Source organism: Natrialba sp. INN-245 (assembly GCF_009807105.1).
GTDB lineage: Archaea > Halobacteriota > Halobacteria > Halobacteriales > Natrialbaceae > Natrarchaeobius > Natrarchaeobius swarupiae.
The window spans coordinates 1-24,851 of record NZ_WUBV01000033.1 but is presented as its reverse complement, the minus strand read 5'-3'; the positions used below and the strand labels follow the sequence as shown (position 1 = coordinate 24,851).

Sequence of the window (24,851 nt, the reverse complement as noted above, 5' to 3'; positions counted from 1 at the left end):
TCTCGGTACGTCCTGTTCGACGAATCACCGCTCCAGCGAGAGCCCTCCGCTCCGGACGATCACGTGACTCGAGACACAGCGAGAACTCCGGGTTGGACACAGAGAACAACTCAGCGGTGACTCGAGAACAGACGGGTAAGCGCTCACCGACTCGAGGACACTGTGTAGCCGTAGCCGTCGACGCCTCGAGACTGTCGGGGAGTTCGACGCTGTCGCTACCTGTGTAGCGTCGCGAAAAATGAAACTGCAAACGAACGGCCGGACGAAGTCCGGTGGTTAGCTACCGATTAGTTCTGACGGCGGAGTGCCAGCATCGCGGCTGCGAGCAGCGCGACGAGGGCGACAGCAACGCCGAATCCGGGGATGTCGTCATCCTCGGCTGGCTCTGCTGGCGTGTCGTCGGTGTCGTCAGTTTCTGGCGGCTCGTCGTCGGTGTCGTCAGTTTCTGGCGGCTCGTCGTCAGTGTCGTCGGTTTCTGGCGGCTCCTCGTCAGCGTCGTCGTCAGCTTCGTCAGCGTCGTCGTCAGTCACGACTTCGTCGACGAAGATACCGTCGGTGGAGTCGATCGTGCTACCGCCGATGCGGTAGTTGACGACTGCCTCGGTGTCGGTCGAGCGTTCGCTGAAGTCGGTCGACTCGGCGGTGAAGGTACCGTCGCTGTCGATTTCGACGTCAGGGTCGTAGACGAAGCTCGACTCGCCGGGCTGGTTCGAGATTCGGAGGTGACCGTCGGTGCCGGGTGCAACGTTGGTCGTACCGGTGATCTCGAAGTCGTCGCTGGCTTCGATCTGGACGAGTTCGTCCTCATCGAGGTGGTCGAAGACAGCCTCCGGGTCCTCGAGGGTGAACGTCGTCGAGACCGACTGCGTGGAGTCAGGCTGGTAGTATGGGAATGCTGCGGCGTCCGTGTCACCGCCAGCGCCACCCTGCCAGCTACGTTCGTTCGTGTCTTCATCGAAGCGGAAGCGGTCGTCACCGTCGGTCTCGTACTCGAGCTCGACGTTGAACTCGTCACCGTTTTCGATGGAGCGGTCGAACGGCTCGTCGCTCGTGTCGACGATGAGGTAGAACTCACCGGCGTCGTTGTCGACGAGCAGGTAGACGTCGCTTTCGTCAGCGGTCAGGTCAATCTGGTTGGGGTCCTGGTTGCCGTGGGCAACCTGGTCCTCGATGACCATGTTCACACCCTCACCGTCGTCCTCGAGGAGCTCGTTGAGCACTGCGACTTCGTAGCCGTCCTCGAGTCCGTCGTTGAGGTCGTTGCTGTTCTCTGCGTAGTCGACTGCGGCGAGGTATCCGTAGATACCCTCGGCCTCAGCCTTGATGACGAGCTGGTCGTCGATCGCGACGTTCTCGCGCTCGGTCAGCTTGTCCTGCAGGTCTTCAACGTTGTCTTCCTCGTCAGCCGAGTCGCTCGGTCCGACCCACGTCGAGACGGAGCTGAGCTGCGGTTCGACGAGGTCGAGGATGGCGTGACCGATCTCGTTGTTGACATCGGATTCGCCGTCCTCGACGATGAAGTGACCGTCGCTGTCGACAGTCATGTCGTAGTCAGTTCCCCACTGGAGCGGTCGTGGGAGCTGATCGAATCCGTCCTCACCGTCGCCTTCGTCGATCAGGTCGAGTTCGTCGAGGTACTCCTCGTACGTGAGGTACTCCTCGTCGACGTCATCTGCCCAGAAGTGTGGGCCGTCGCCCTCGTCGAAGCCACCGTGGAGGTAGCTCTCGACGATGTCGTCGTCGGAGTAGACGACCTGGTCGTGTTCGGCGTCTGCAGCGCCGATCGTTCGGGTGTTGACCGTGAACGTCACTTCGCCGTTGTCGCTGTCGTCTTCGATGTAGAAGACATCGACGAAGCTGCTGTCCTCGTCACCGAACTGGATGTATGCGTCGTCGGTGTCCTCGAGTTCGACGGTGAACTCGACGAGGTCACCGGACGACTGCGTGTAGACGCTGTCGTCGAAGTTCGCTTCAGAATCGGACTCCGTGACGGAGATGTTCGCCGTCGCGGTTGCTTCCGTGTCCGTCTCTTCGAACTCGAACTCGTAGTCGTCCTCGTCGATGCCGGCGAAGTCGACATCGTATTCGTCAGTGTCCGAGATGCCGACGAACCGGATCATCTCGTCGTAGTCGTCCTCATCCTCTTCGTCGAAGAGCGTGACGCTCAGGTCACCGAACGTCTCGTCGGTTCGGTCCGCACTGCGGAGGTGGTCGACTGCGTCCTCGGGAGTGACTTCTTCGACCTCGTCGATGTCGTCATCGTTGGCGACGACGTCATTAGCGAGGGAGTCCCAGTCGCTGTGGGACTCGTCGACGAAGATGCCGAACAGTTCGTAGTCTTCGAGATCGCCGTCAGCGCTGACGTCGATGCTGTAGAAACCACGTTCGGTCTCGATCTCGAACTCGGTCACCGAGTTCGGACCGGCGTCGGTGACGGAGTCGTCGTCGAAGGCCGCGTCAACGTCGAGGACGTTGACGTAGAAGGTGTTCTCCTCGGATTCGTCGACGCCGTCGATGTCGACGAAGTAGTAACCGGTGTCGAGGCTACCGGTGTCAACGACGATCTCGCCGTCGTTGTTGGAGGTAACCTGACGGACGCGCTCGGTGCCGTCGAAGTCACCGCCGTCGAAGCCGTCGACAGCGATCAGGTTGTACGCCGTGTTGGGTTCGATGACGTCACCGGTGAGGGTCACTTCCTGACCCTGCCATGGGTCCTGCTCGTCGATGTTGAAGTCGTAGGCAGGTCCGTCACCGTTGCCTGGAGCAGGTTCGGTTTCTGCGTCAACGGTTGCGGTGAAGGTTTCCTGAGTGCCGTGGTCGTTGATGACCGTCAGCGTCTCGGAGTCACCGTCTTCCGCGTCGTCAGCCGGGATCAGCGTGAACGAGACCGATCGGTCGTCTCGGTCACCGAAGTCCCAGTTGACTTCGTTGGTTGCAAGAAGGTCTCCGTCGTCGGAGATGTCCTCTGCAGTCCAACCGTCAGGAAGCTGTACGTTAATCGATGCTGTATCTGAGGAGCTCAGTTCCACCGTGGAACCGTCCTCGCTAATGTCTTGATCTTCAACGCTGATCTCCTGTGCTGCCGCGGGAGCGGCAAACGCTGCACTCACGGCAACAACCGAGAGTACCATGAGCACAGCCATGAAGACCGCGTTTACTTTCTTCTTTGTTTCTGTCATTATGTTTATTTTGGGATTACTGCGTCGTTTCTGTCTGTTGATTCCCAAGGCGGGACAGTCAAGGGTACAGACCAACACGGTAAATATTTTCTGTTACTGTTAGCCAGCCTTGACGACCTCACCTGGGTCCATTTGGTGCAAGGCCTACGGGTGGGTATATGTTTTCTGGTGTGGATCAATGGGTGATTGGGTTTCGGTAGCATCAGATTGTCAGCTAACGTAGCAGCCTGAGTTTAGACTCGAGAGTTCGGATACGAACAACGAGCAAAGAACAGCATAGAGTGATCGTTATCTCTCTCGACCTATCCCGACCGAGACAGCTCTCGTGTGGTAATCAAATGATACGACCAGATTTGCGGGAACGAATCAGCCAAGCAAGTATCCCCGTAGTCGCGTATAGTCGGCGCCAGTTACGGTAACGCCATCGATCACGTTATTACCATCGAGGAGTGCACCACGAAGCTGTGTCAGATCGGCACCGCTCACGCTGCTGTCGTCAAACCCGCTAACGCCGGCAACAGCGTCGTACACGGGTTTGTCAACCGGATATTCGCTCCCGACGGTCAGCTCGGTCGTCGTCGAGTCGTCATCGGTTTCGACGACGAGATCGTGTTCACCAGATTCGAGACCGTCTGCGAACGTAAACGTCACCTGTTCGGTCTCACCCGGTTCGAGAGTGATGTACGTACTGTCAGTAGCGTGATCGACAGAAGCGACGATCTCCTGCGTATCGGATTTGGCGCCAGTGTTTGTGACAGTCACCCGGACGGTAAACGAGTCGCCCTCGAAAATCGATCCCCCAGAGATGACGTCCGTAATTTCGAAGGAGGCTCCCTGTGATTCCACTGTGCTACTAGCGTCGATCATTCCCTCTCCCACGTCGTGTCGTGGGTCGGTCGCTGGTTCGTCGACCCGGCTGAAGTCGACCGAGTTCGCGTTCGAGCCGTCACGGATCCGGTCGGCAGTTTCGTCCGCATCGAGCGACGGGTCGGCTCCTCGAACAAGGGCTGCGAGGCCCCCGACGTGCGGTGCAGCTGCGGACGTTCCCGCATACCCCCTCGAGCCGTACGCCGTGGTCGATACACTGGTCGGTGCGGCAACATCGATACCGTCGCGCCCGTCGAGTGTTGGGCCGCGGGAGCTATACGACGCGAGCGAACTATCGTAGTAGTTCACCGCTGCGACGGACATCGTACTGTGTCCGACCGCGGGAGAGGTAACGCTCGAGTCGGGTGTCGTGTACACTGGTCGGCCGCCGCTCGCGAACAACTGTATTTCGTGGTCACCACCAGCGCCGACGTCGGCGACGGCGACGGCATACGTTCCGGTTACGGGAGCCAGGCGCGAGATTTGTTCAGTCGGTGTTGCGGAGAGATGGCTCGTCGACGATTCCTCGACGACGGCCCAATTGCTTCCATCGTACACCAGCAACAGGAGGTTGTAGTGATCGTTCGCGGACTCCCAGTCGTCCCACGTAAGCGTCGCCTGGATCGGTTGTCCAGCAGACACCGAGAACCCGTTATTCAGGGGGTTGACATTGCTTTCCCCGTCAAAATAGTGCAGTTCCGTTCCCCGATCATCGAACGATCCGAGATAATGTTCATCTCGGCTGTTTCCAGCGGCGTTGACCCAGACGACATCGTCGTCTTCGACCGCTTCGTCCGCGATGCTCGCGATAAATCCACTCCCGTCGTTTGGTTGGGCGTAGAACCCAGCCGACATCACGATGACGTCGACGTCCGATTCGACGAGCCACTCAACTGCGTTCGCGTACCCGACCTCGGTTTCCATCCGGGCGAGATACAGATCCGCATCCGGTGCAACGTCGGTGACGATCTCCGCGGTTGCGGTCCCGTGGTCGTTGTCGCCGCCGTTGTGTACCGTTCCCTCCGTGAACGATCGTGCATCGACGACGTTGTCGGCGATTTCGTCGTTTTCGACGTCGAACCCGGTTGGATCGAGGACTCCGACCGTAACGCCATCACCAGTCACGCCGTCGGCATGGACCTCGTCGGCCCTGATCGTCTCGACGCCTTCGCTAGCGGTTCCGGGAGTCGCGATCGACGTCGGGCGAACGCTGACCACCCACTCGATCGCTGCGATCGGCTCGGCAACGTTGTCGTCGACCTCGAGTTCTACGCGATCACCGTGCGTGTCACGAACGTCGCCGTACTCCTCGAGGCGCGTCGTTCGTTCGTCGGTCACCGCCGTCAGTTCGACGACCAGTTGTTCCGACTCGTCCTCAGTGGGAGCGTCGAAGGTGTCGGCCTCGACAGTGGCCGTCGACGGCTCTGCGTCGGGCAGTTCGTGGTCGACTTCGATCGTCTCGACGAGTTCCGACTCGTTGATCGACGGGCCGTCGTCGGCTGCAGCGGGCGAGACGCCGACGGCGACCAGCCCGATGCAGACGATCGCAATCAGGAGGATGGCAACCGAGAAGCGACGGTTCATCGAACCGCAACACCCCTACGACCGGCTCGGCGGATCGAATACGCCAGCACCAGAGCGATCGTCGCGATCGCCGGCGTCCAGCTGCCGAGCGCATCGTCGTTCGAGTCGGTGTCCGCTTCGTCACGAGCCGGGTCGGATTCGGCGTCAGGGTCCACCTCGATCGACTCCGTCTCGAGGTCGTCGGACGTATCGGTGCCGTCGGATTCGGTCGACGGGTCGTCGTCGGCCATCGGGACGGCTCCCTGGGGCGGGCGGACGTACTCGACGTCGTCGGCCGCAGCGAGGTCGCGAAGTTGATCGACGGGGACCGACGCTTCGATCAGGGTCTTGCCGCCTCCGCTGTACGATCGTTCGACCGTAGCGTCGTATCCCGAGGGAAGCTCTCGGTCGCCCTCGAGTTCGACGACGACGAGGACGCTACCGTTCTCGTATATAATGTCATTCGCGTGCGCGTGTGCCTCGGGATCGGAGGCGTCAGTCAGATCGTGTAACACTGGTGCGAGTGATTTCGTCTCGTTCATGGGCGAGGAATCGTGGGTAGACTCGTCGGCCACCGCGACGGGCGTCATGGCGACTGTCATCACGGTCGCGATCATCACGGAGAAGATGAGGATCTTCCAGACGAGACTATCTGCCATACCGACCAGTAGCGATGTCGAGGATAAATACGTACTGACCGAGCGATCGCTCGAGGTTCGACGCTCGAGACGGCTCGAGAGGGCGTGGACAGACGACTCTGCCGGTATACGGTGGGCTCGGACCGAGTGCGAGAGCTATCGCTGGCCGGTGAAAAATAAAGAAAGTGGGAACACGACGCCGACGGTCGGAGTCGTGTGGTTAGCGTGCGTTAGCTCGACAGTTCGCCACGCAGGAGCGTGAGGTCCGCACCAGTGACGGTGACGCCGTCCTCGAGCTCGTTGTCACCATCGACGAGGTGACCACGGAGCACGGTCAGGTCGCCACCAGTGACGCCGTCGTCGGCGTCGCCGGTGAGGCTAGCAACTGCGTTGTAGACATCTTCGTCAACGACGGGGTCGTCGTTGCCGCCGTCGTCGGAGACGGTCAGCGTACCGGTTGCCGAATCGTCGTCGGAGTTGATGCTGAATTCGTGTTCACCCTCTTCGTCAGGTGCTTCCATGGTGAATTCAACAACTTCGTATTCTCCATCGACGAGTTCGACTGGCTGCTCCGTCTGTGCGACGGTCACACCATCAACACGGAGGTCAATGGTCTGAGAGTCGAGTTCGACACCAGTGTTCGTGACGTTTGCAGAGACAGTCACGTCTTCACCGGGTGCGGCCGTAGCGGTTTCGGGTTCGAGGTCTTCAACTGCGAAGAAGGCCTCCTCAATCACAACTTCGGTGAGCACCACGTCAGCGTTGGTGGTACCTGGCGTAAGTTCGTTAGTGGTTGCGAACCCGTCTTCGCCATCGAACTCAGCCGTCACTCGGTACTCCTGTTCGGTTGGGAGGTCAACGTACGAGTACGATCCGTCGGGACCGGTGGTACGCGTGTCGTCGTAGTCATCGAACAGGTTGGATTCATCGAGGCTGAGCCACTCTTCGTTGTTAGCGTCCCAGACCTGAAGCGTGACGGTGGCACCGGGGATGTTGTTGTCCTCGGCGTCCACAACGTCACCAGTCAGCTGTGCCGTGGTGAAGACACCGACGTTAGCCTGGCTGGAGTGGTTGTTTAGGTCGTTTCGCTCGCCTTCGTCATCTGCAGTGACGTAGTCGTCGTGGTCGCTGTTCGTCGTCCAAGCCGTTACGTTGGTGTTGGACAGTCCAGCGCCAAGCGATTCAATTGTTTCAGTGTCGTTAGCGACGAAGGTGAACTCGACGATACCGTCATCGCCGGAGTTACCAGTCGCAACGCCGTCTTCATCAGCTTCGAGGATGTGACCTGGGTGGTGGTCGATCAGTTCAGCACTGACATCCTGGTTCTGTGCCGGGGTGAAGTCCTCGGCATCGGAGCCAACCGAAGCGGAGGTCACGTTGACCTCAATCGTTGCGGACTCACTTGCTTCGACGTTCGCGTATTTCTGCTCGTCAACGGTCACGTCGAGGTCGTAGTCCTGTGGTGGCTGGTCAAGGACGAACGAAACGTCACCGATACTCGTTCCTTGCGTGGAACGGTCGTTCGTCGTGAGGTCGAGTCGGTAGTCAGCGACCAACTCTTCGAGCGACGTGGCCGGGTTGTCGCTCAGGTCCTCAGTGTTGTATCCGTTAGCCTTCACATAGACGTTGAAGTCCTGGTCGCCATCGTCACCGGCGAGTCCGGTGATGGTGAAGCGAGCGTCCTCATCGTTAGGGTTGTCGTGGAGGAACGCGTCGCCGTCGGCCTGGAACTGCTGTGCGGCGTCGAGGCTCTGGTCTGCGTCGTCGTAGGCAACCCAGACGTCGACATCGTCACCGGAGAGTTCGTTGCCGTCCATGTCGACAATCTCGCCGGTGATCTTCTGGTCACCTTGCAGGAAGTAGGTGACGTTGTTGTAATCTCGGTCGTCGGTCGAGAGCGGATCACCGCTCTGGTTCGTCGCCGTTGCAGTGAACCGCTCGGTGACGATCGGTTCTTCGAGGGTCGTGTCGTTCGCGAACTCCGACGTCACGTCGAACGTCGCGTAGCTGAGTGCGCCCTCGGGTGCGTCGCCGTCAGGGTTCTGGATGTGATCCGAACCTTCCAGATCGTCGACGTCAATCACGTCGTCGCCGTCGATCGTAACTGTAAGAGTGCGAACGGCTTCGTCATCGCCTTCTTCGTCTTCACCAGCGAAGGTACCAGGTGCTTCAGCTTCAGGTGGTTCACCGGCTGCTTCGTGGAAGTCCGAATTGATGTCGTCAGTCAGGAAGTAGCCTTCACCGTCAACGAACGTGAACTCGAGTTCGACCTCGAGGTCGCCATTAATGCCCGAGTCCTGCTGGTTCTGGGTTACGACAGCGAATTCGGCGTTGTTATCGAACTCGCCGTTCGCGAACAGCGTTGCGTCTTCGCCAACGACTTCGTAGTCGCCGTCATCTTCGTCGATTTGGACGACGTCAATGTACTGCGCATCAAGCGCAGAGTCGAGCGTCAAGGTCTCGGTGGGGCCCTCCTGGTTCGGCGTGTGGAGCGAGACCTGCGTCGTATCGGAGCTGAAGTCGCGCTCCTCATTCTCTGCTCGGAGGACGTAGTTGACGTAATTACTAGGGTCGTCAGAGGTACCTACAGCAAGGCCTTCAAAGGTATGGGTGTTACTTCCTTCGTCAGTAGTAGCGGTAGCAACTGGCTCCGCACCGGCACCATAGCCATCTGCAGTGTAGAGTTCAACTGACGAGTCTGGGATACCGACACCTTCTCTGTCTTGGACCTGAACCGTGATCTGACCCTCAACGTCGAGACCAACCTCGAAGGTCACATCTCCTTCATTTGCACCATCAATGCCAGCTTCAGTCGCATCGGTAGTAATGGTGAGTTGGGCGGTGTTAACATTATCGTCATCCACAACACCATCAATTTGAGCGGTGTCGACATCTTCGAATGTGACCTCGCCATCGCCATCGGCAGTGGCAGTCACATCATAGTCGACGCCATCACTCAGAGTGATGGTCTCTTCATTGTCGTAAGGACCAAGGTTTTCGACAGTCGCCGTGATGTCAACCACCTGTCCATAGTAGGCAGGGGCTGGTTCTTCGACTTCAACAATGCTGTACGCGGTGTGGTAGACTTCCGCATTAGCATCGTCAATTACCTCGCCAGCGGTACCATCATAATTCTCGTCACCAACGCTGACAGTACCACTGTTACTATCTGCAAGGGTGTATGCGTTGTAAGTAACGGAAGACTCGTCCGTCTGAAGATCTCCCGTCAGTTCAATATCGGATTCCTGATCCTCAGGAACACCCTCTTCAACTGCAACAACGAGATCATCGTTGTCCGTTACGACAACCGTTGCAGAATCATCTGCCGTATCAGTACCGAGATCAACGACGATCTCGTCATCGCTTGACAACACTTGATCTTCTACAGTGATGTCAATATCTTCAGCATCTGCCACCGCCGAGCCCACGAATGCCGTGGACATGGCGATGACAGACAGTACCATAATCGCTGCGAGGAACGCTGCACGTCCCTTCTCGCGATAAGTTATGTCGTCTCTTGTCATGTGTTATTAATTATGTTCGTGTTCCTTTCGCCGGGGCGGCCACGCTCGAGTTCCGATCGGTAACGTAATGTTGAACGTCCGGATGGACGATCACCGATCGTACTTACTTGCCTGACCATGGGTAGGGGTACGGCACGTATGTTCAGAGTCGTGTCTTATATAGTTTGTTGTCTTTCTCTGCAAATCATATGATTGGTATCGAATACGTAATGAGGTGTTTCCACCCGACGACGAAATTCGTCTCCGGGATTTTCCGTGCCCTGGGTTACTCGAGGCCGATTCGAGCGTGACCACGAGATCGCTCGAGTTCGTATCACGGGGACGGTAATACTGGGTTTTTACGAACTGGTACGGCGTACATACACCAATTGTCTGACTTCTCGAACTCGATCGGACGGGCTCGAACCGGACCGGATCGGCTCGAGGAACGTCGACCCTTCGTGACCCGGCCGGGGAAACGGCGTCCCCACCGCGGGGTAGGGGGGTAACGGTGTCCATACCACGGGCCAAGACAACAGTGACCTCACCATGGAACAACCAGTACAGTGACCTCGCCAATCCACACCGGCCAGTATTCTCTGAAAACCGCAGGGAGTACCAGTTACGAGTTTGTGACAAGAGACGACTGGTACTATCACCGAAAGGCGGATGGTTAACGGTAGCTCGCCCTGGTACCCCTACCCACTACGGCGGGGATCGGCGAAACGCGGGAGAGCAGGGCGGTACCCCATCCGTCCCCGCCACCGAAGCGTTAGTAACCACTGCTTATCAACTTGTTTAATTCCTGTAATGAAAGTCAGGATTTCCTAGGAGTCGTGGAGAAATCGGGACCTACTCGAGCGTTCATCGAATAGCTTCCGCGAGAATAATTCAATCACGAACGAGTTTCACAGACTGATGACTGTCGGTAGCTCTTACACGTTCGTCGTGATCCGATGACAGTATGTCGTCGAAACGGGGGCACACAGAGCGAATCGGTCGGCGGACGTATCTGGCGGGACTCGGCGCAACCGTCCTCGGGGCGAGCGCGACCACCACCGCCACGGCGTCGAGTTACGATACCGTCACCGTCGAGAAGGGAACCCGCCACGTCCACGAGATCGACGCGGGCGACACCCTCGAGAACACGCTGTTCGACGTCACCGCACCCGGTGCCGGCGTGACGATCGTCGCGAAACAATCCGACTGGACGATCCGAAACGTCGCGGTCGAAGGGGAAGTCGACATGGGCAACGCCACGGTCCTCGGGGTCGCCGACACCGACGGCGGCACCTCCCGCATCGAGAACGTCTACCTCGGCGATGGCTCCGTCTACGAGGAGAAAGGCGCGACCGGGGTCTGGGTCGACCCCGACCACGACGGCCACCTCGAGATCGACCGGGTGAACGTCCAGGAGATGAGCGACAACGCGTTCTACTGTTCCGCGCCGGGTACCGACTGGGGACGCGGCGGGACGGTCGCCTTACGCGACTGTTACGCCGCAAACTCCTGGGTGTCCCAGTACCGGGTCGCCGATGGGAACCTCGAGAACTGCGTCGCCGCCGTCACCGACGACCGCGAGTACCGCCGCGGAAGGGGGCTCTGGGCGTGGTCACCCGGCCCCGTCGACGTCGATGGGTGTCAGTTTGCGATGAACGGCCACCACTACTCGTTCGTCGCCGGCGCGAACGAGGAGGGAAGCCGGATCGACGTCCGCGACACCGAGTGGGACGACGAGTTCTACGGTGGGTGGAACACGTACGGCGACGGAACCGTGAACTTCAAGTCCGGCAACGGCAACGATCCACGAAACGTGGTTCCTGAGAAGTGTCCAACGTCCATCGACGACGTCGTCTACGTGAGCGACGATCCGCCAGTCGACGACGCGGTGTACGACGCAGTTGCCAGCCTCAGCGGCACAGACGACGACCGCGTGACCGGTGCGGATCTGACGATTCTCCGTGGCAGGCTCATCGACGGCAACAACGAGATTGACGGCGTCACGGTGACCGGATCGGATCTCACGCTGTTGCGTGGCTATCTGCTCGATCGATCCTAGACTCGAGGGAGCGACGGATGGTCGGTCGATTGCCTCCGCCCGTCGAACAGTAACGTCCCGCGACAATTGTTCGCTGATCTAGGTGTTTCGTTCATCCACACATAGCTGGGGAGTAACGGAGATTAGGGGGCAGGGAGTATGCTCGCAGAAACGGGTTACTGTCGATCAGTTCCGGTGAGACCGCGATCCGGGCGGCGATCGCATCGGTGAAAAGCAACAGTAATCCGTATGAGGAACTGGTTCGTCGCTGACCGACTTTCCTGAGTTGCAGCCGTTTTCCGGCGGTTTCTCGAGTCACCGGAGTATGCTAATGAGTCGAAAGTAACCTACTCGCTTACCCGATCCTTACTGAAGAATTATAAGAGATCTCTGGCAGATTTTGAACATGGCTATTTCAAATAGTCGACGTGATGGGGCGGAAATAGAAGCGTGTGGGGAGGGCGACGATGGCACGGCGTCCGAGCGGAGTGGTGCGGCAACTGGAGACCGAGCGAAAGCGTCATCGATAGGTGACCCCAGGATGGACCGCCGAACGATGTTGCAGACGGCTGTAGCTGGACTGGTCGGCCTGGGAACGGTGTCGGGAACGGCGAGCGCGGGCGGAAATGTGACGGCGACCGCGAGCAACGGACCGCTCGTGTACGTCGGAACCTCACTCAGCTACAACGCGTACGACGCGACGACAGGAGACCACGTGTGGACGTTTCCGACGGAAGGGAGTTCGTGGTCGTCACCGACCGTAGTCGATGGGATCCTCTACGCCGGTGACAACGGCGACGAAGACGATGACGCGACGCTCTATGCGGTCGACGCGACCACCGGCGACGAAATCTGGTCCTTCACGGATCCCGGTGACTGGGTGTGGTCCTCTCCTACCGTGGTCGACGGAACAGTCTACGTGGGCGAGGGTGGCGGATCTGCGACCGATGGGTGGGATTACTCGGTGTTCGCAATCGATGCGGAAACCGGAGATCTGGTCTGGGAGTTCGACGAGGTCGAAGACCGCGTCCAATCCTCGCCTCACGTAGTCGACGGAACCGTTTACGTCGGCTCCCACGACAGTCACCTTTACGCGCTCGACGCCGAAACGGGTGACGAGGAGTGGTCCGTCCAGCCAGCGACGGGACGGATCAGCGCGTCGCCGACCGTGGTCGACGACACCGTCTACGTCGGCGTAGACCATTCGGGTCTGTACGCGTTCGACGCCGACACGGGCGATGAACAGTGGTCGGTCACGGATAAAATCCAGGGAGTTCAGTCGTCGCCGACCGTGGTCGACGGAATCGTCTACTTCGGTGAGGGCAACACCTCGACTCACACCGGCGCCTTGCACGCCGCCGACGCGACAACGGGGGATCACGAGTGGACCTTTTCCGAACCAGATGCACCGGTCACGTCGTCACCGACCGTCTCCGATGGAACAGTCTTCGTCGGTGAAGGACATCACGAATACAAAGACATATCCAACGATGGTGACGTATACGCCGTCGACGCAGCGACGGGCGAGCACCAGTGGACCTTCACTAATCCTGACGACAGTCCAGTCTGGTCTTCGCCCACTGTGTACGATGGGACGCTATACGTGGGTATCAGTCCCGGGGGATTGTTCGCGATTGACGCCGATACGGGCGATAAGTTGTGGTCTACGGACGATGGGGTAGGCCGCTCGTCACCAACCGTCGTAGCCGACCCCGAGAACGGCAACAGCGTGGACTCACGAATCCACCTGGGTACGCTTGGGCATCACCACGAGTGGATGGGTGTGATGCCCGACAGTGGTGGAGACGACGATGGGACTGATGATCCACCAGTCGATGACGACGTCTACGACGCAGTTGCGACTCTCAGCGCCGATGACAGCGATCAGGTGACAGGTGCCGATCTAACGATCCTCCGCGGGAGGCTCATCGACGGCGACAACGAGATCGACGGCGTTACCGTTACTGGTGGAGATTACACGTTATTGCGCGGGCATCTCTTCAATTGACAGCTGGGCTCGAGCGAAACCGACGGACGAATATTCACTAACCCCGGTACCTCGACTCCGATGTGTCGAGTGGTGCCGGGTTGCCCAAGTTATCGTCGTCTGCCAAGACAACGTTTCGGGCCTCGAGTTGTGAGAGTGCGATCAAACCAGTCGTTGTCATCCCGATTCCAAAACTGACCACAACCTGTCCGTCGATCGATCCACGAATAGTATGCTTCGGGAAGAACCGAGAGGTTGGGTGTAGCTGTTAACCCTGCCGACGAATCGCCACCAACGCGACCGCGAGCAACGCGACGAGCGCAACCGCAACGCCGAATCCGGGAATGCTGTCGTCGGTTTCAGTCGGTCCGTCGTCCGACTCGACCGGCTCGTCGTCACTCTCGACCGGTTCGTCGTCCGTCTCAGCGGGTTCGTCATCGCCCTCCGCTGGTTCGTCGTCACTCTCGACTGGCTCGTCGTCGCCTTCAACTGGCTCGTCGTCCGACTCCTCGAGTACGTCGACGAAGATGCCGTCCGCGACGGTGATCGTCTCGGTGCCGACGCGGAGCTGGATCGACGTCTCGTCGCCGGCGGTCCGTTCGCTGACGTCGAATGGGTCCGTCTCGAGGTGGCCGTCGGCCTCGACCTCGGCGTCGGTGTTGAGGAGGAACGACGCCGTCTCGCCCGCGTCGGAGAGTCGCACCATCGCGTCCGAGCCGGGCGCGACGTTGGTCTCGCCCGTCAACACGACGTCGTCGCCGACCGCAATCTGGACGTGATCGGTCTCGTCGACGTTGTGGAACGTCGCCGCGGGTTCGACGACGGCGACCGTCGTGCTCACCGCCTGATCGGCGTCGGCGGGCAGCGTCGGGAAGGCGGGGTCGTCCCCGCCGCCCGCACCGCCGTCGAAGGCACCGGAGCCGAACTCGTAGCGCTCGTCGGCGTCAGTCTCGTAGGCGACGTCGACGGCGAACTCGTCGCCGAAGTCGACCGAGCGGTCGAACGCCGCACTCGAGTCGGTGTCGACGACGACGAACAGTTCGCCGGCCTCGGGGTCGACGAAGACGAAGACGTCCTCGTCGTCGGCCGTGAGATCGAGGGTGGCCGGGTTCTCGTTGCCCGTCGCGCCGAGAGCCTCGACGTCGAAGACGACGCCCTCGCCCTCGAGTTCGGTGACCTCGTGGAGGGTGGTCGCCGAGAAGCCGTCCTCGAGTGCGTCCCAGTCGCCCTCGTGGGCGACCATCGCGCCGGAGAGGCCAGTCGCTTCGGCGTCGATCACCAGCCGGTCGCCATCGGCGACGTCCGCGCGCTCGGTGAGGTGATCGCGAAGTTCCTCGAGGTCGTCTTCGTCGGCGGCGTCGCCGGGTGCGACGTGCGTGCTAACGGCATCGAGTCGTGGCTGGACCAGTTCGAGCGTCGCGTAGCCGATCTCGTCGTCGACGCCTGACTCTCCGTTCTCGACGACGAACTCGCCGTTCGCGCTGGCCGTGAGACTGTACTCCGTCGGCTGGAGGGGTCGAGTTAGCTGTTCGTCGACGTCGTTGCCACTCGAGAGGACCTCGAGTTCCTCGAGGTACGCGGCGAAGCCGCCCTCGAGTTCGTTCGCTGGATCGCCCTCGTCCGCGTAGAACGCGGCGGACTCGACCTCGTCGCCGCCGCCGTGGACGAGGCTCTGGACGATATCGTCTTCCGAGTGGACGACGTCGCCCGCGGATGCGCCGGGAGCGCCGGCGGTGCGGGTGTTGAGCACGAACGTGACGTCGCCGCTGTCGTCGTCATCCTCGAGGTAGAACACGTCGACGAAGTTCGCGTTCTCGTCGCCGAGCTGGAGGTAGGCGTTGTCGGCGTCCTCGAGGTCGACGGTGAACTCGACGACGTCGCCGGCGGCCTGGGTGTAGACGCGCTGGTCGAAGGCGGCACCGACGTCGTCGTCGGCGACCGTAATCGACGCGCCGGTCGCGGCCGCGCTGTCGACGGATTCGAACGCGAACGCGTATTCGCCGCCGTCGACGTCCGCGAAGGAGACCGGCTCCTCCGTGTCCTGTGTGTCGACGAGGACGATCGTCTCGTCTGCGTCGTCCTCGTCTGTGGCGTACAACGACGCCCCAAACGGACCGAACTGGCTCTCGCCGGGAACGAGTTCGTCGTCCTCGACGGTCACGCGGTTCTCGCTCTCGAGGGCCTCCTCGAGGTCGTCCTCGTCGGCGACGATCGCGAACAGCTCCTCGGCGTCGAGGTCGCCGTTGGCGCTGACGTTGACGGAGTAGAAGCCGCGGTTCGACTCAATCTCGAGGTCGGTCGTCGACTCGTCGCCGGCGTTCGTGACCTCGTCGGCGTCGACGGATGCGCCGAGAACCTGGACGTCGAGGTAGAACGTGTGCTCTCGAACCGGCTCGACGCCGTCGACGTCGAGCGTGTAGTCGCCGCGCTCGAGGTCGTCGGTGTCGATCGTGACGACGCCGTCGTCGTCGGCGACGACCTCCCTGACGAACGTCGTACTCGAGACGTCGTCGCCGTCGAACTCGTCGACGCGCTCGAGGCTGTACGCGGTGTTCGGTTCGATGGCTGTACCCTGGACCGTGACGTCCTGGCCCTGCCAGGTGTCGTCGTGGCTGTACTCGACGCCGTCCGACGCCGCGGCGGCGCCGGCGAACGCGGAGGACATCGCGACGACCGAGAGGACCATCATCGCAGCGAGGAACGTCGCCCGTGCCGTCGTGCGATTCGAACGTGAGTGTCGTGTCATTGTGTGTCTCTGGATCTGCTGGTTCGCGGGCTGTCGGCCCCCGATCGAGAGGCCACCGGCTCTGTGGCCGGTTCTCGATGGGGCCCGGTAGGGGTACTCCGGCCTTCCGATCATCTCAGCATAAGCTTTCCTTTCCGGACAGTCCAGTTTCGGTTAGCAATATGGTCGACGAACGACTCGCAGTTTGAGCCGAACCGGCCCCGGCATACCGAGCGAGTACACGGCTGAACGATCGGCTGTCGTCGACGGCGAATTAGTTGTTTCTTTTGGTACGCGCGAGCCAGCAACACGGATCGCGGTCACACTGGCGACGACACACAGCGGCCGTCTCGTACGGTTTACTGCCAGTCGGTACCGCCGAACCCGGGACCCGTTCTCCAGGTGTGCCAGTACACAGGGACAGCAATCCGTCTCAGTCGTCGTCGAACAGCCGAACAGCCACGTCGTCGGCGTACACCTGCGTCTCGAGAAACGTCGCCAGTTCGGCGCGGACGTGTTCGATCCACGGCTGGTCCGCATCCTGTTGGGTCGCCCGACGCACCAGCGACCCGAACACCAAGGTGTTGAGGATGACGGCGACGCGGTCGGGGTCGCGGTCCTGGAAGACGCCGTGTTCGATCCCCGCCCGAAGGATCGTCGCGAGGTGGCGTTCGAACACCCGATCGCTGCGGCTGAAGTGACGGCCGTAGTCGTCGTCGTGGACGGCCAGAGAGCGCAGTTCGACGAGCGACGCGATGAACTCGTCCTCCTCGTCCGAGAGGTCCTCGACGAGCCCCCATCCGAGAAACGACTCGAGACGGCACCGGGGGTCGGTGATCTCTTCGTCGGTGAACCGCGTTTCGAACTGATCGAGCATGTAGGAGAGACAGGCGAGGACGAGGTCGTCCTTGCTGTCGTAGTGGCGATAGACGAGCGACGGGCTCTTTTCGAACTCCTCGCCGATCGCGCTGATCGTGAGGTCGGCGTACCCGTGTCTCGAGAGCGCCCGGTAGGTCGCGGCCAGGATCTGTTCACGGGTTCCCTCCGGATCCGAGAAGAACGGCTCCGACACGGTTATCCCAGGTTTGTGGGCCGAACGGGAGTGGGCGGGGGCGAGGCGATTACCGAGGACGAACCGTCCCGGCGGAACGGAAGCGAGTGGCCTGACATACGTCTCTACGTCTGGTCTCGAGGGACGCCCGGATAAACGATGTGATTGAACGTTCAATCACAAAAGCTATAGGCCGACCGAAAGGATACACGATAATGAGCTACGTCGTCCCTGATACGTTCCGGCGGTCCGACCGCGCCCGTCCGGACGTGCTCTCCTCCGACTCGTCCAGCGATTCCCGTACAGTGAGGTGTCGGCAGTGATCCCGGATCGACGGGCCGTCGGCGTGACCGCGGTGCTCGTCGTGGCGGTCTTCGGGATGACCGTCGGCGTGACTGGCGTCGGTGCCCAGGAACTCCCGAGTTCCGGTGGAAGTGGTGGCGAACTGACGCGCGGTGAGCCAGATATCGACGTCTTCCTCCCCGAACCAGAGCTCGCCGCCGGGACCGAGGAGGCCCTCGAGGTACAGGTCCAGAACAAGGGGAAACTCCGCCTCGGAACGAACCGCGATCGAGTGACGATCGCCCGCGGCGTCACCGTCGACGTCGTCGACGACGGCCCCTTCGACGTGAAATCCGACAAATCCGGGCTGGGATCGGTACAGGAGGGACAGGTCGGAACGACGACGAAGCGGGTCGAAGCGCCAGACGATCTCGAGCCCGGATCGTACGACATCACGGTCGAGGTCGACTACTCCTACACGCGACAGGTCTCCGACGGCGGAAACGCCGCCCAGGAGCGGACCGGCAGCGAACGCGTCGACCTCACGATCGACGTCTCCGAGGAAGCCCGCTTCGAGATCACCGACGTCGAAACCGACGTCGAACCGGGCGGTGACGGGCCGGCGACCCTCGAGATCGAGAACATCGGCTCCGAGACCGCCACCCAGGCCCGCGCGACGATCACCGGCGGCGGCGGGGTCGTCGTCGACGGCGAGGCGGCCGAGGAGGTCCTCGGCGACCTCGAGTCCGGCGACAGCACGACGGTGACGGTCGACGTCGACATCGCGGAGACGACCAGCGAGGGCCACAAGCCCCTCGAGGTCGCGGTCAGCTACCGCGACGAGTCGGGGATCGAACGCGAGGCGCGCCCGGAGACGGCGAGCCTCGCACCCGCAGCCGAACAGCGGTTCTCGATCGCGAACCTGGAGGATACGCTCTCGGTCGGCTACGACGGCGTCGTCACCGGCGAGATCACCAACGACGGGCCGCGGACGGTCGACGACGCCGTGTTGATCGTCGAGCCGATGAGCGACTCGCTGCACGTCGAGGACACCCGCTACGCCCTCCCCACGTTCGAACCCGGCGAGACCGTCGAGTTTAGCTACCCGACGGACGTCAGCGGACAGGCCGACGCGGGTCCGCGCCAGCTTCGGTTCACCGTCGAGTACACGGGCGGCGATCGCTCGACGCTTACTGACGGCCCGATCTCCGAACGCGTCGTCGTCGACGACCGCCAGGACGAGTTCTCGGTCGAGACCGTCGCGGCGACAGTCAGCCAGGGAGAGACGGCCGATTTCGTCCTCGAGATCACGAACCAGCGTCCGGAGACGCTCTCGAACATCGACGCGAAACTGTATACCGACAGCCCGCTCGAGACAACCAACGACGAGGCGTTCGTCCCCGAACTCGAGCCCGGCGAGTTCGCCACGATCACCTTCGACGTTTCCGCGGACGACGACGCGCCGGCGGAAACCCACCCGGTCGAACTCGACTTCCAGTACGACACCGAACGCGGGGACACCGAGGTATCGGACACCTACACACACCCCGTCGAGGTCGAATCCGTCTCCGACGACGGTGGATCGAGCCTCGGAACGATCGTCGTCCGTGGCATGGCCGCTCTCACCGTCGCCGGACTCGGCATCGGCCTGTGGGTTCGGAGACGGTAACCACGACCGATGACCGACACCGACCGTTCGATCCAAAGCGACAGCGATTCGGGCGATCGATCCCCCGAGACGGATCCACACCGTGAGTCCCCGGAGCGCCACGGCAGCCGGTGGGACCGTTTCGATCCTCGTCGAGTTCTCCGCTCGCTCCGCGGTGGGAGAAAACGCGCACCCTCGAGCCGTGGCGACCGCGAATCCGGCGCTCCGGCCCGCGTCGACCAGGGACGCTCCCGATCCGATACCGACCCCATCACCCGCCGCATCAACACCGTCGTCACGAACCGGCCGTGGACGGTCGTCGTCGTCTTCGTGCTCCTGACCGGCGTCTTCCTCGGCGGAGCCCTCGTTGGCGGCGGCGATCAGGAGGCCGGCACCGACCAGTTCACCGAGGATTCGGAGGCCCAACAGGCGTTCGACGACATGCAGGAGAACTTCGGCGACAACAGCCGAGACACCGGCGGAGACTCGGCGCAGTTGTTCGTCGAGGACGACCGAAACGTCCTCTCGAAGCCGAGCCTGTTACGAATGCTCGAGTTCCAGGATCGGGTCGAAAACGAGGATGGACTGCGCGTCGAGTCGACAACGAGTCCGGCGTCGTTGACCGCCCAGCAGATCGATCCGACGGCCGAAACTCCCGAGGAACAGTATCGGGTCATCGATCGCGCCTCCCAGCGCGAGATCGATGCCGCGATCGCAGCCGCCGACGAGCAGGCGGGACTACCCGTGAGCACGGACTTCACGCGGAAGTCGGCGTCGGCCAGCGTCGCCCAGATCGCGGTCACCTACGACACCGCGCCGATGGCGGACACGAGCGACAACGCACACCTCCAGTTCCAGACCCAGGAGATCGCGAACGACATCGACGGCTTCGACACCGACGAGAACGTCGTCATCTTCGCGGACGCGATCTTCGACGAGGAGATCCTCCAGTTGCTCGGCGACACGGCCATCGTCGTCTTCCCCGCGGCGATCATCCTGATCATGTTCTTCCTGATCGTCGCCTACCGGGATCCGATCGACCTCGGGCTCGGCGTCGCCGCGCTCGTGATGACGCTGATCTGGACGTTCGGCTTCATGGGATTCGCGAGAATCCCGTTCTCGGACTCGTTGATCACCGTTTTCCCGCTGTTGCTCGCGGTCGGGATCGACTTCGGCATCCACATCATCAACCGGTATCGCGAGGAGCGGGCCACCGGTGCGTCGATCGAGGAGTCGATGGGGATCACGACGAACCAGCTTACGGCCGCCCTGCTGATCGTCACCATCACGACGGTCTTCAGCTTCGCCGCGAACATGGTCAGCGAGATGAACCGGGAGTTCGGACTCGTCGCCGCGGCGGGAATCGTTTTCACCTTTCTGTTGTTTGGCGTCTTTCTCCCCGCCGGGAAGGTCGGTTGCGACCGTCTCCGCGAGGGGACGCGGTTCCCCGAGTTCGGCACCTCGCCACTCGGTAAGGAGGACTCGTTTCTCGGCGACGTCCTCCCGATCGGCGTCAAGATCGCCCGCGTCGCACCCGCCGTGTTCCTCGTCGCGATGCTCGTCGTCGGCGGAAGCGCCGCGGTCTACGGCACCGGCGTCGACACCGAGTTCGACCAGGAGGCCTTCTTCCCCGACGAGGATCGAATCGAACAGTACAAATCCCTCCCCGGACCGCTCGCTCCCGGCGAGTACACCTTCATGCAGGTCCTCGAGCACATGGAGGAGGACTTCGAGATCAGCCTCGACGGGACGGTGACCATATACGTCGAGGACAACGACCTCCGGTCCGACGGCGCGCTCCGGGAGCTCGATCGGTCGCTCCAGGATCCGCCCGACGCGTTCCAGACCGACGGACGACAGGCCGACGCCGACAGCATCCTCTCGGTCATCGACTCCCAGCGCGCAGCCGATCCCGAGTTCGCGAGGACCGTCGAACGCTACGACTCGAGCGGCGACGGGATCCCGGATCGTGACGTCGACGTCGTCTACGACGACCTGTTCGCCACCGACGCCGGTGCCGAGAGTCGGCTGACGACCGACCGGGGTGCGACGCGCATCGACATCCCGATCGACGTCGACGCAGAACAGGACGAAGCCGTCGCCGACGGCCGCCAGATTGCATCCGAGATGCGAATGGATGCGACGGCGACCGGACAACTGGTTATCTTCGAGGCGGTGATCGACGAGATGACCGACGCCGCCGTCCAGAGTCTCTTCGCGGCATTTCTCCTCACGACGGTCTTCCTGATCGTCTCCTACTGGTGGCTCGAGGGCCGGGCAATCTACGGGGTGCTCAACCTCGTTCCGGTCCTGTTGTCAGTGGCGTTGCTCGCGGGGTCGATGCGGTTTTTCGACATTCCGCTGACGCCGATCAATGCGCCGATCCTCTCGGTGTCGATCGGACTCGGCGTCGACTACACGGTCCACTTCATGCACCGGTTCGTCGACGAGTACGAGGAGGGCAACGATGCCCACGACGCGTTGCTCGTCACGGTCCGGGGGACCGGCGGTGCGCTCACCGGGAGTATGCTCACGACGGTCTGTGGGCTCGGCGTGTTGTACTTCGCGTTGATCCCGCTGATCATGGAGTTCGGGATGTTGCTCGCACTCGGCGTCTTCTACGCCTGGCTCTGTTCGATCCTCGTCCTCCCCTCGACGGTCGTCGTCTGGGACCGCCTCGAGAACGAACACGCAACGACCGATCACCTTCCGTGGGCCTGATCGAAATCGCTCGAGTCAGACGTTTCCCACCCCGACACCGTAGGCAATAGCCCATAGTTTTTATACGATAGTGCGGGTCGAATTAATATGGGCGTAAACCGCCGCGGTGTGCTCGGAGTAGTCGGAACGATGGCGACGACGTCGACCAGTCTCGTCTCGGGCTGTCTGGACACGGCCGAACTCGACGACAGCGACAGTGGCGGCACCGACAGTCGCGGGTACGAACGATGGATGCAACCGGACCACGGCAGGATCGACTTCGAGTACGTCGGCTGGGACTCGGTGAGGCCACTCGGGGACGTCACCGCTGGCTTCAGGAACGCGATGATCGGCGGGACTGTCGACAGAGATCTGGCTCGGGAAGCGTTTGACTTCGTTCCCAAGCGGCCGATACGCACTCTCCAGATGCTTCCCCACGGGGTGGGTGTCGGACTGTTTGGCACCGGGCTGGAAGGGATCGCGTACACCGCAGATGGGGCGAAGGAGGGAACGATCGAGTTCGGGGACGATTTCGGGGACGCCGAGGTCGAGATTCGATCGTTCGACTCGACGGTCGACGAGCTGTTGCGAGTCGACGACGCGATGATTCTCACGGGCGAACTCGACGTTGCGGAGGTCGGCGAGCGGATAACCGACGAGCCGAGCGACACGTCCGACGCAAAAATCGAGTACGAACGCACGGACGATATCGGCGACTACGAGTGTTACGGGGTGGTCGACAGTAGCTATCCCCTGGCGTCATCCCAAGTGCTACTCGCGGTCAGCGAGGAGGCGATCATCGGCAGTCAGTTTATCGACGCCGACAGCCGGGATGGGGTTCGAGAATCCGTCGGTGCAGTCGCCGAATCCGACGGGACGGCGATCGACGAGGAACTCGAGTTCCTCCTCGAGACCGCCCGACACGGAGACGTCGTCGTCGGAAGTTACGACCACGCGAAGTCCGCCGAGTTCCGGAACGGCGAGGACTGGATGGAGGAGACGAACAGCATCGTTATCTCACTCGAGTCGACGGATTCGACGGTCACGAACGGAGCGTTCGCCGCAACGTTCGACGACCTCGACGACGAGACCGAAGCGGTGCTCGAATCCGATCTCGACACCGCCGACGGCGACGTCGACATCGACGTCGACGAAAACCGAGCAACGGCATCCGTCGTGTGGGACGAGCCAGTCCTCGAGTAAGGGCGTTCGAACCATCAGTACCGGTCGCTCGAGACTGGACGGTCAGGAACCAAACGAATACGCGATATCGGGCGGCGATGTCCGTGGTCCGTACCCGACCTGAAGCGCCCGCGGACGACGTTAGAACGGGAACAGCGACTCCGCGTCGGGGTCGCGCTCGAGCAGTTCGATCTCGTGGCCGTCCTGATCTTTGGTAAAGGCGTACATCTGGTCGTTACTCTCGGGGTCGCGGTAGTCCGCTACCTCGCGGGTCAGCAGCTGCTCCCAGTCGTCTTCGAGGTCGTCGACGCGGACACAGAGGTGTCCCCAGGCGTCGCCCATCTCGTAGCTCCGGCCGTCGTAGTTGTAGGTGAGTTCGACGGCCATCTCTTCGTCGGCCGCGCCCTCGGGTTTCACGAAGTAGTTCGAGAACGTGTCGGCCTCCCAGCGACCGGTGTGTTCGTACTCGAACTTCCGCGTCCAGAAGCCGAGGGCCTCGTCGGCGTCCTCGACGCGGATCATCGTGTGATCGATCGACCACTCGGCACCGTAATCGCGTTTGACGATCTCGATCTCGTGGCCGTCGGGGTCTGTGACGAACGCGTAGTTGTAGTCACAGGACTCGGGGTCGCGATAGTCCTCGACGCCGTCGTCCATCAGCTGCTGGTAGCGTTCCTCGAGTTCGTCTTCGGGAACGCGAACCGCGATATGCCCCCAGGCGTCGCCGACCTCGAGGTCGTCGTCGCCCTCGTTGTGGGTCAACTCGAGCATCGCGCCGTCTTCGTGCATGTCTTCTGGACCGAGGTAGACGATGGTGAAGCCGTCACCCTCGTACCGATCTTTCTCCTCGTAGGACAGGTGGGTCTGGTACCACTCGAGAGATTCGTCCAGGTCAGTCACGCGAAGCATCACGTGGTCGAGCGTTCCGTCCATGGGCGAGGACACGCGCGCTCGAGCCAAAAACGTGGCGAAGCCGGTGGTCTGGGGCCGGCGCAGTCCGGCCGAACGGGCGAGAGTTACGATTCTTCGTGTCGGGCTGCCCCATCCTCCTGGAGGTGTTCGACGGCGTGGAGTTCGACGACCGGAACGAGTTTCGAGACGATTAGGGGTTACATCAAACCGTGATGGACACACCGGAGCCAACGATCAGGACGTCGATTCCGTCGTATTCAAACTGGACCGTCACCGCTTCGGTGGCCCCGAGTAACTGATCGAGTGCTTCTGGTTCGGTGTAATCCGCGAGTGGGGGAAGGTCGGTCGGACATTTGCCAGTAGCTTGAGAGACTGTCTTTATAACTGCTACCGTCGGTGAACAGTTCTCGACATTGAACTGGCGAGAGTTCCAGGATTCGTCGTCCCAAACGGAGCCGGCCATATATGCTAATCTAGAGATTGGGCGGTGGTGCAGAAGGCTTCACAAGGAAGTGGTAGGACGAATTTGATGTGTCCAGCAGCAAAGCCGTCCTACCGGATAATGATACGGTCGCA

12 protein-coding genes are annotated in these 24,851 nt (G+C 61.4%); 5 read left to right on the top strand and 7 right to left on the bottom strand.

The genetic code is table 11. The annotated features are described in order from the left end of the window. Positions 1–287: 287 nt before the first annotated feature. From GRS80_RS10165 to GRS80_RS10150, 4 genes are all read right to left on the bottom strand, one after another. Positions 288–3,179 carry a BGTF surface domain-containing protein gene (locus tag GRS80_RS10165; protein WP_160047475.1) on the bottom strand — a complete coding sequence of 964 codons (2,892 nt, stop codon included), beginning with the start codon at positions 3,177–3,179 and terminating at the stop codon, positions 288–290. 366 nt (positions 3,180–3,545) lie between these two features. Then, a complete protein-coding gene (locus GRS80_RS10160; RefSeq protein ID WP_160047465.1) occupies positions 3,546–5,630 on the bottom strand; it encodes a S8 family serine peptidase in 2,085 nt (694 codons plus the stop codon). Next, on the bottom strand, positions 5,627–6,268 hold the full coding sequence (locus GRS80_RS10155) for a hypothetical protein (RefSeq protein ID WP_160047464.1): 642 nt from the start codon (positions 6,266–6,268) through the stop codon (positions 5,627–5,629). The genes GRS80_RS10160 and GRS80_RS10155 overlap by 4 nt, the downstream gene beginning before the upstream one ends. Before the next feature lie 209 nt (positions 6,269–6,477). Beyond that, a complete protein-coding gene (locus GRS80_RS10150) occupies positions 6,478–9,771 on the bottom strand; it encodes a surface glycoprotein (protein WP_160047474.1) in 3,294 nt (1,097 codons plus the stop codon). Between the two features lie 943 nt (positions 9,772–10,714). Here GRS80_RS10150 and GRS80_RS10145 point away from each other — a divergent pair. After that, complete coding sequence (locus GRS80_RS10145; protein ID WP_200840365.1) at positions 10,715–11,809, top strand: hypothetical protein; 1,095 nt, start codon at positions 10,715–10,717, stop codon at positions 11,807–11,809. Between the two features lie 385 nt (positions 11,810–12,194). Beyond that, entirely contained in the window at positions 12,195–13,796 is a 1,602-nt protein-coding gene (locus GRS80_RS20685; protein WP_343161526.1) for a PQQ-binding-like beta-propeller repeat protein, read from the top strand. A gap of 247 nt (positions 13,797–14,043) precedes the next feature. On the opposite strand, the gene GRS80_RS10135 is transcribed toward GRS80_RS20685, so the two are convergent. Then, the gene (locus GRS80_RS10135; RefSeq protein WP_160047462.1) at positions 14,044–16,521 is read right to left on the bottom strand and encodes a BGTF surface domain-containing protein; all 2,478 of its coding nucleotides are present in this window, start codon (positions 16,519–16,521) and stop codon (positions 14,044–14,046) included. Positions 16,522–16,933: 412 nt separating this feature from the next. Further along, positions 16,934–17,572, bottom strand: coding sequence for a TetR/AcrR family transcriptional regulator (locus tag GRS80_RS10130; protein WP_343161525.1), 639 nt, complete (start codon positions 17,570–17,572; stop codon positions 16,934–16,936). Positions 17,573–17,870: 298 nt separating this feature from the next. Here GRS80_RS10130 and GRS80_RS10125 point away from each other — a divergent pair, with 298 nt between their 5' ends. From GRS80_RS10125 to GRS80_RS10115, 3 genes are all read left to right on the top strand, one after another. Next, the gene (locus GRS80_RS10125) at positions 17,871–19,502 is read left to right on the top strand and encodes a hypothetical protein (protein ID WP_343161524.1); all 1,632 of its coding nucleotides are present in this window, start codon (positions 17,871–17,873) and stop codon (positions 19,500–19,502) included. A gap of 9 nt (positions 19,503–19,511) precedes the next feature. Further along, positions 19,512–22,202, top strand: coding sequence for an MMPL family transporter (locus GRS80_RS10120; RefSeq protein ID WP_160047461.1), 2,691 nt, complete (start codon positions 19,512–19,514; stop codon positions 22,200–22,202). 129 nt (positions 22,203–22,331) lie between these two features. Further along, positions 22,332–23,384, top strand: a complete 1,053-nt coding sequence (locus GRS80_RS10115) for a hypothetical protein (RefSeq protein ID WP_160047460.1) — start codon at positions 22,332–22,334, stop codon at positions 23,382–23,384. A 120-nt stretch (positions 23,385–23,504) separates the two neighbouring features. Here the strand turns inward: GRS80_RS10115 and GRS80_RS10110 are convergent, their stop codons facing one another. Next, entirely contained in the window at positions 23,505–24,296 is a 792-nt protein-coding gene (locus tag GRS80_RS10110) for a VOC family protein (protein ID WP_160047459.1), read from the bottom strand. Positions 24,297–24,851 lie beyond the last annotated feature (555 nt).

Coding starts and splice junctions, on each gene's coding strand:
- GRS80_RS10165 (WP_160047475.1), bottom strand. CDS start 3,179: ATGACAGAAACAAAGAAGAAAGTAAACGCGGTCTTCATGGCTGTGCTC.
- GRS80_RS10160 (WP_160047465.1), bottom strand. CDS start 5,630: ATGAACCGTCGCTTCTCGGTTGCCATCCTCCTGATTGCGATCGTCTGC.
- GRS80_RS10155 (WP_160047464.1), bottom strand. CDS start 6,268: ATGGCAGATAGTCTCGTCTGGAAGATCCTCATCTTCTCCGTGATGATC.
- GRS80_RS10150 (WP_160047474.1), bottom strand. CDS start 9,771: ATGACAAGAGACGACATAACTTATCGCGAGAAGGGACGTGCAGCGTTC.
- GRS80_RS10145 (WP_200840365.1), top strand. CDS start 10,715: ATGTCGTCGAAACGGGGGCACACAGAGCGAATCGGTCGGCGGACGTAT.
- GRS80_RS20685 (WP_343161526.1), top strand. CDS start 12,195: ATGGCTATTTCAAATAGTCGACGTGATGGGGCGGAAATAGAAGCGTGT.
- GRS80_RS10135 (WP_160047462.1), bottom strand. CDS start 16,521: ATGACACGACACTCACGTTCGAATCGCACGACGGCACGGGCGACGTTC.
- GRS80_RS10120 (WP_160047461.1), top strand. CDS start 19,512: ATGACCGACACCGACCGTTCGATCCAAAGCGACAGCGATTCGGGCGAT.
- GRS80_RS10115 (WP_160047460.1), top strand. CDS start 22,332: ATGGCGACGACGTCGACCAGTCTCGTCTCGGGCTGTCTGGACACGGCC.
- GRS80_RS10110 (WP_160047459.1), bottom strand. CDS start 24,296: ATGGACGGAACGCTCGACCACGTGATGCTTCGCGTGACTGACCTGGAC.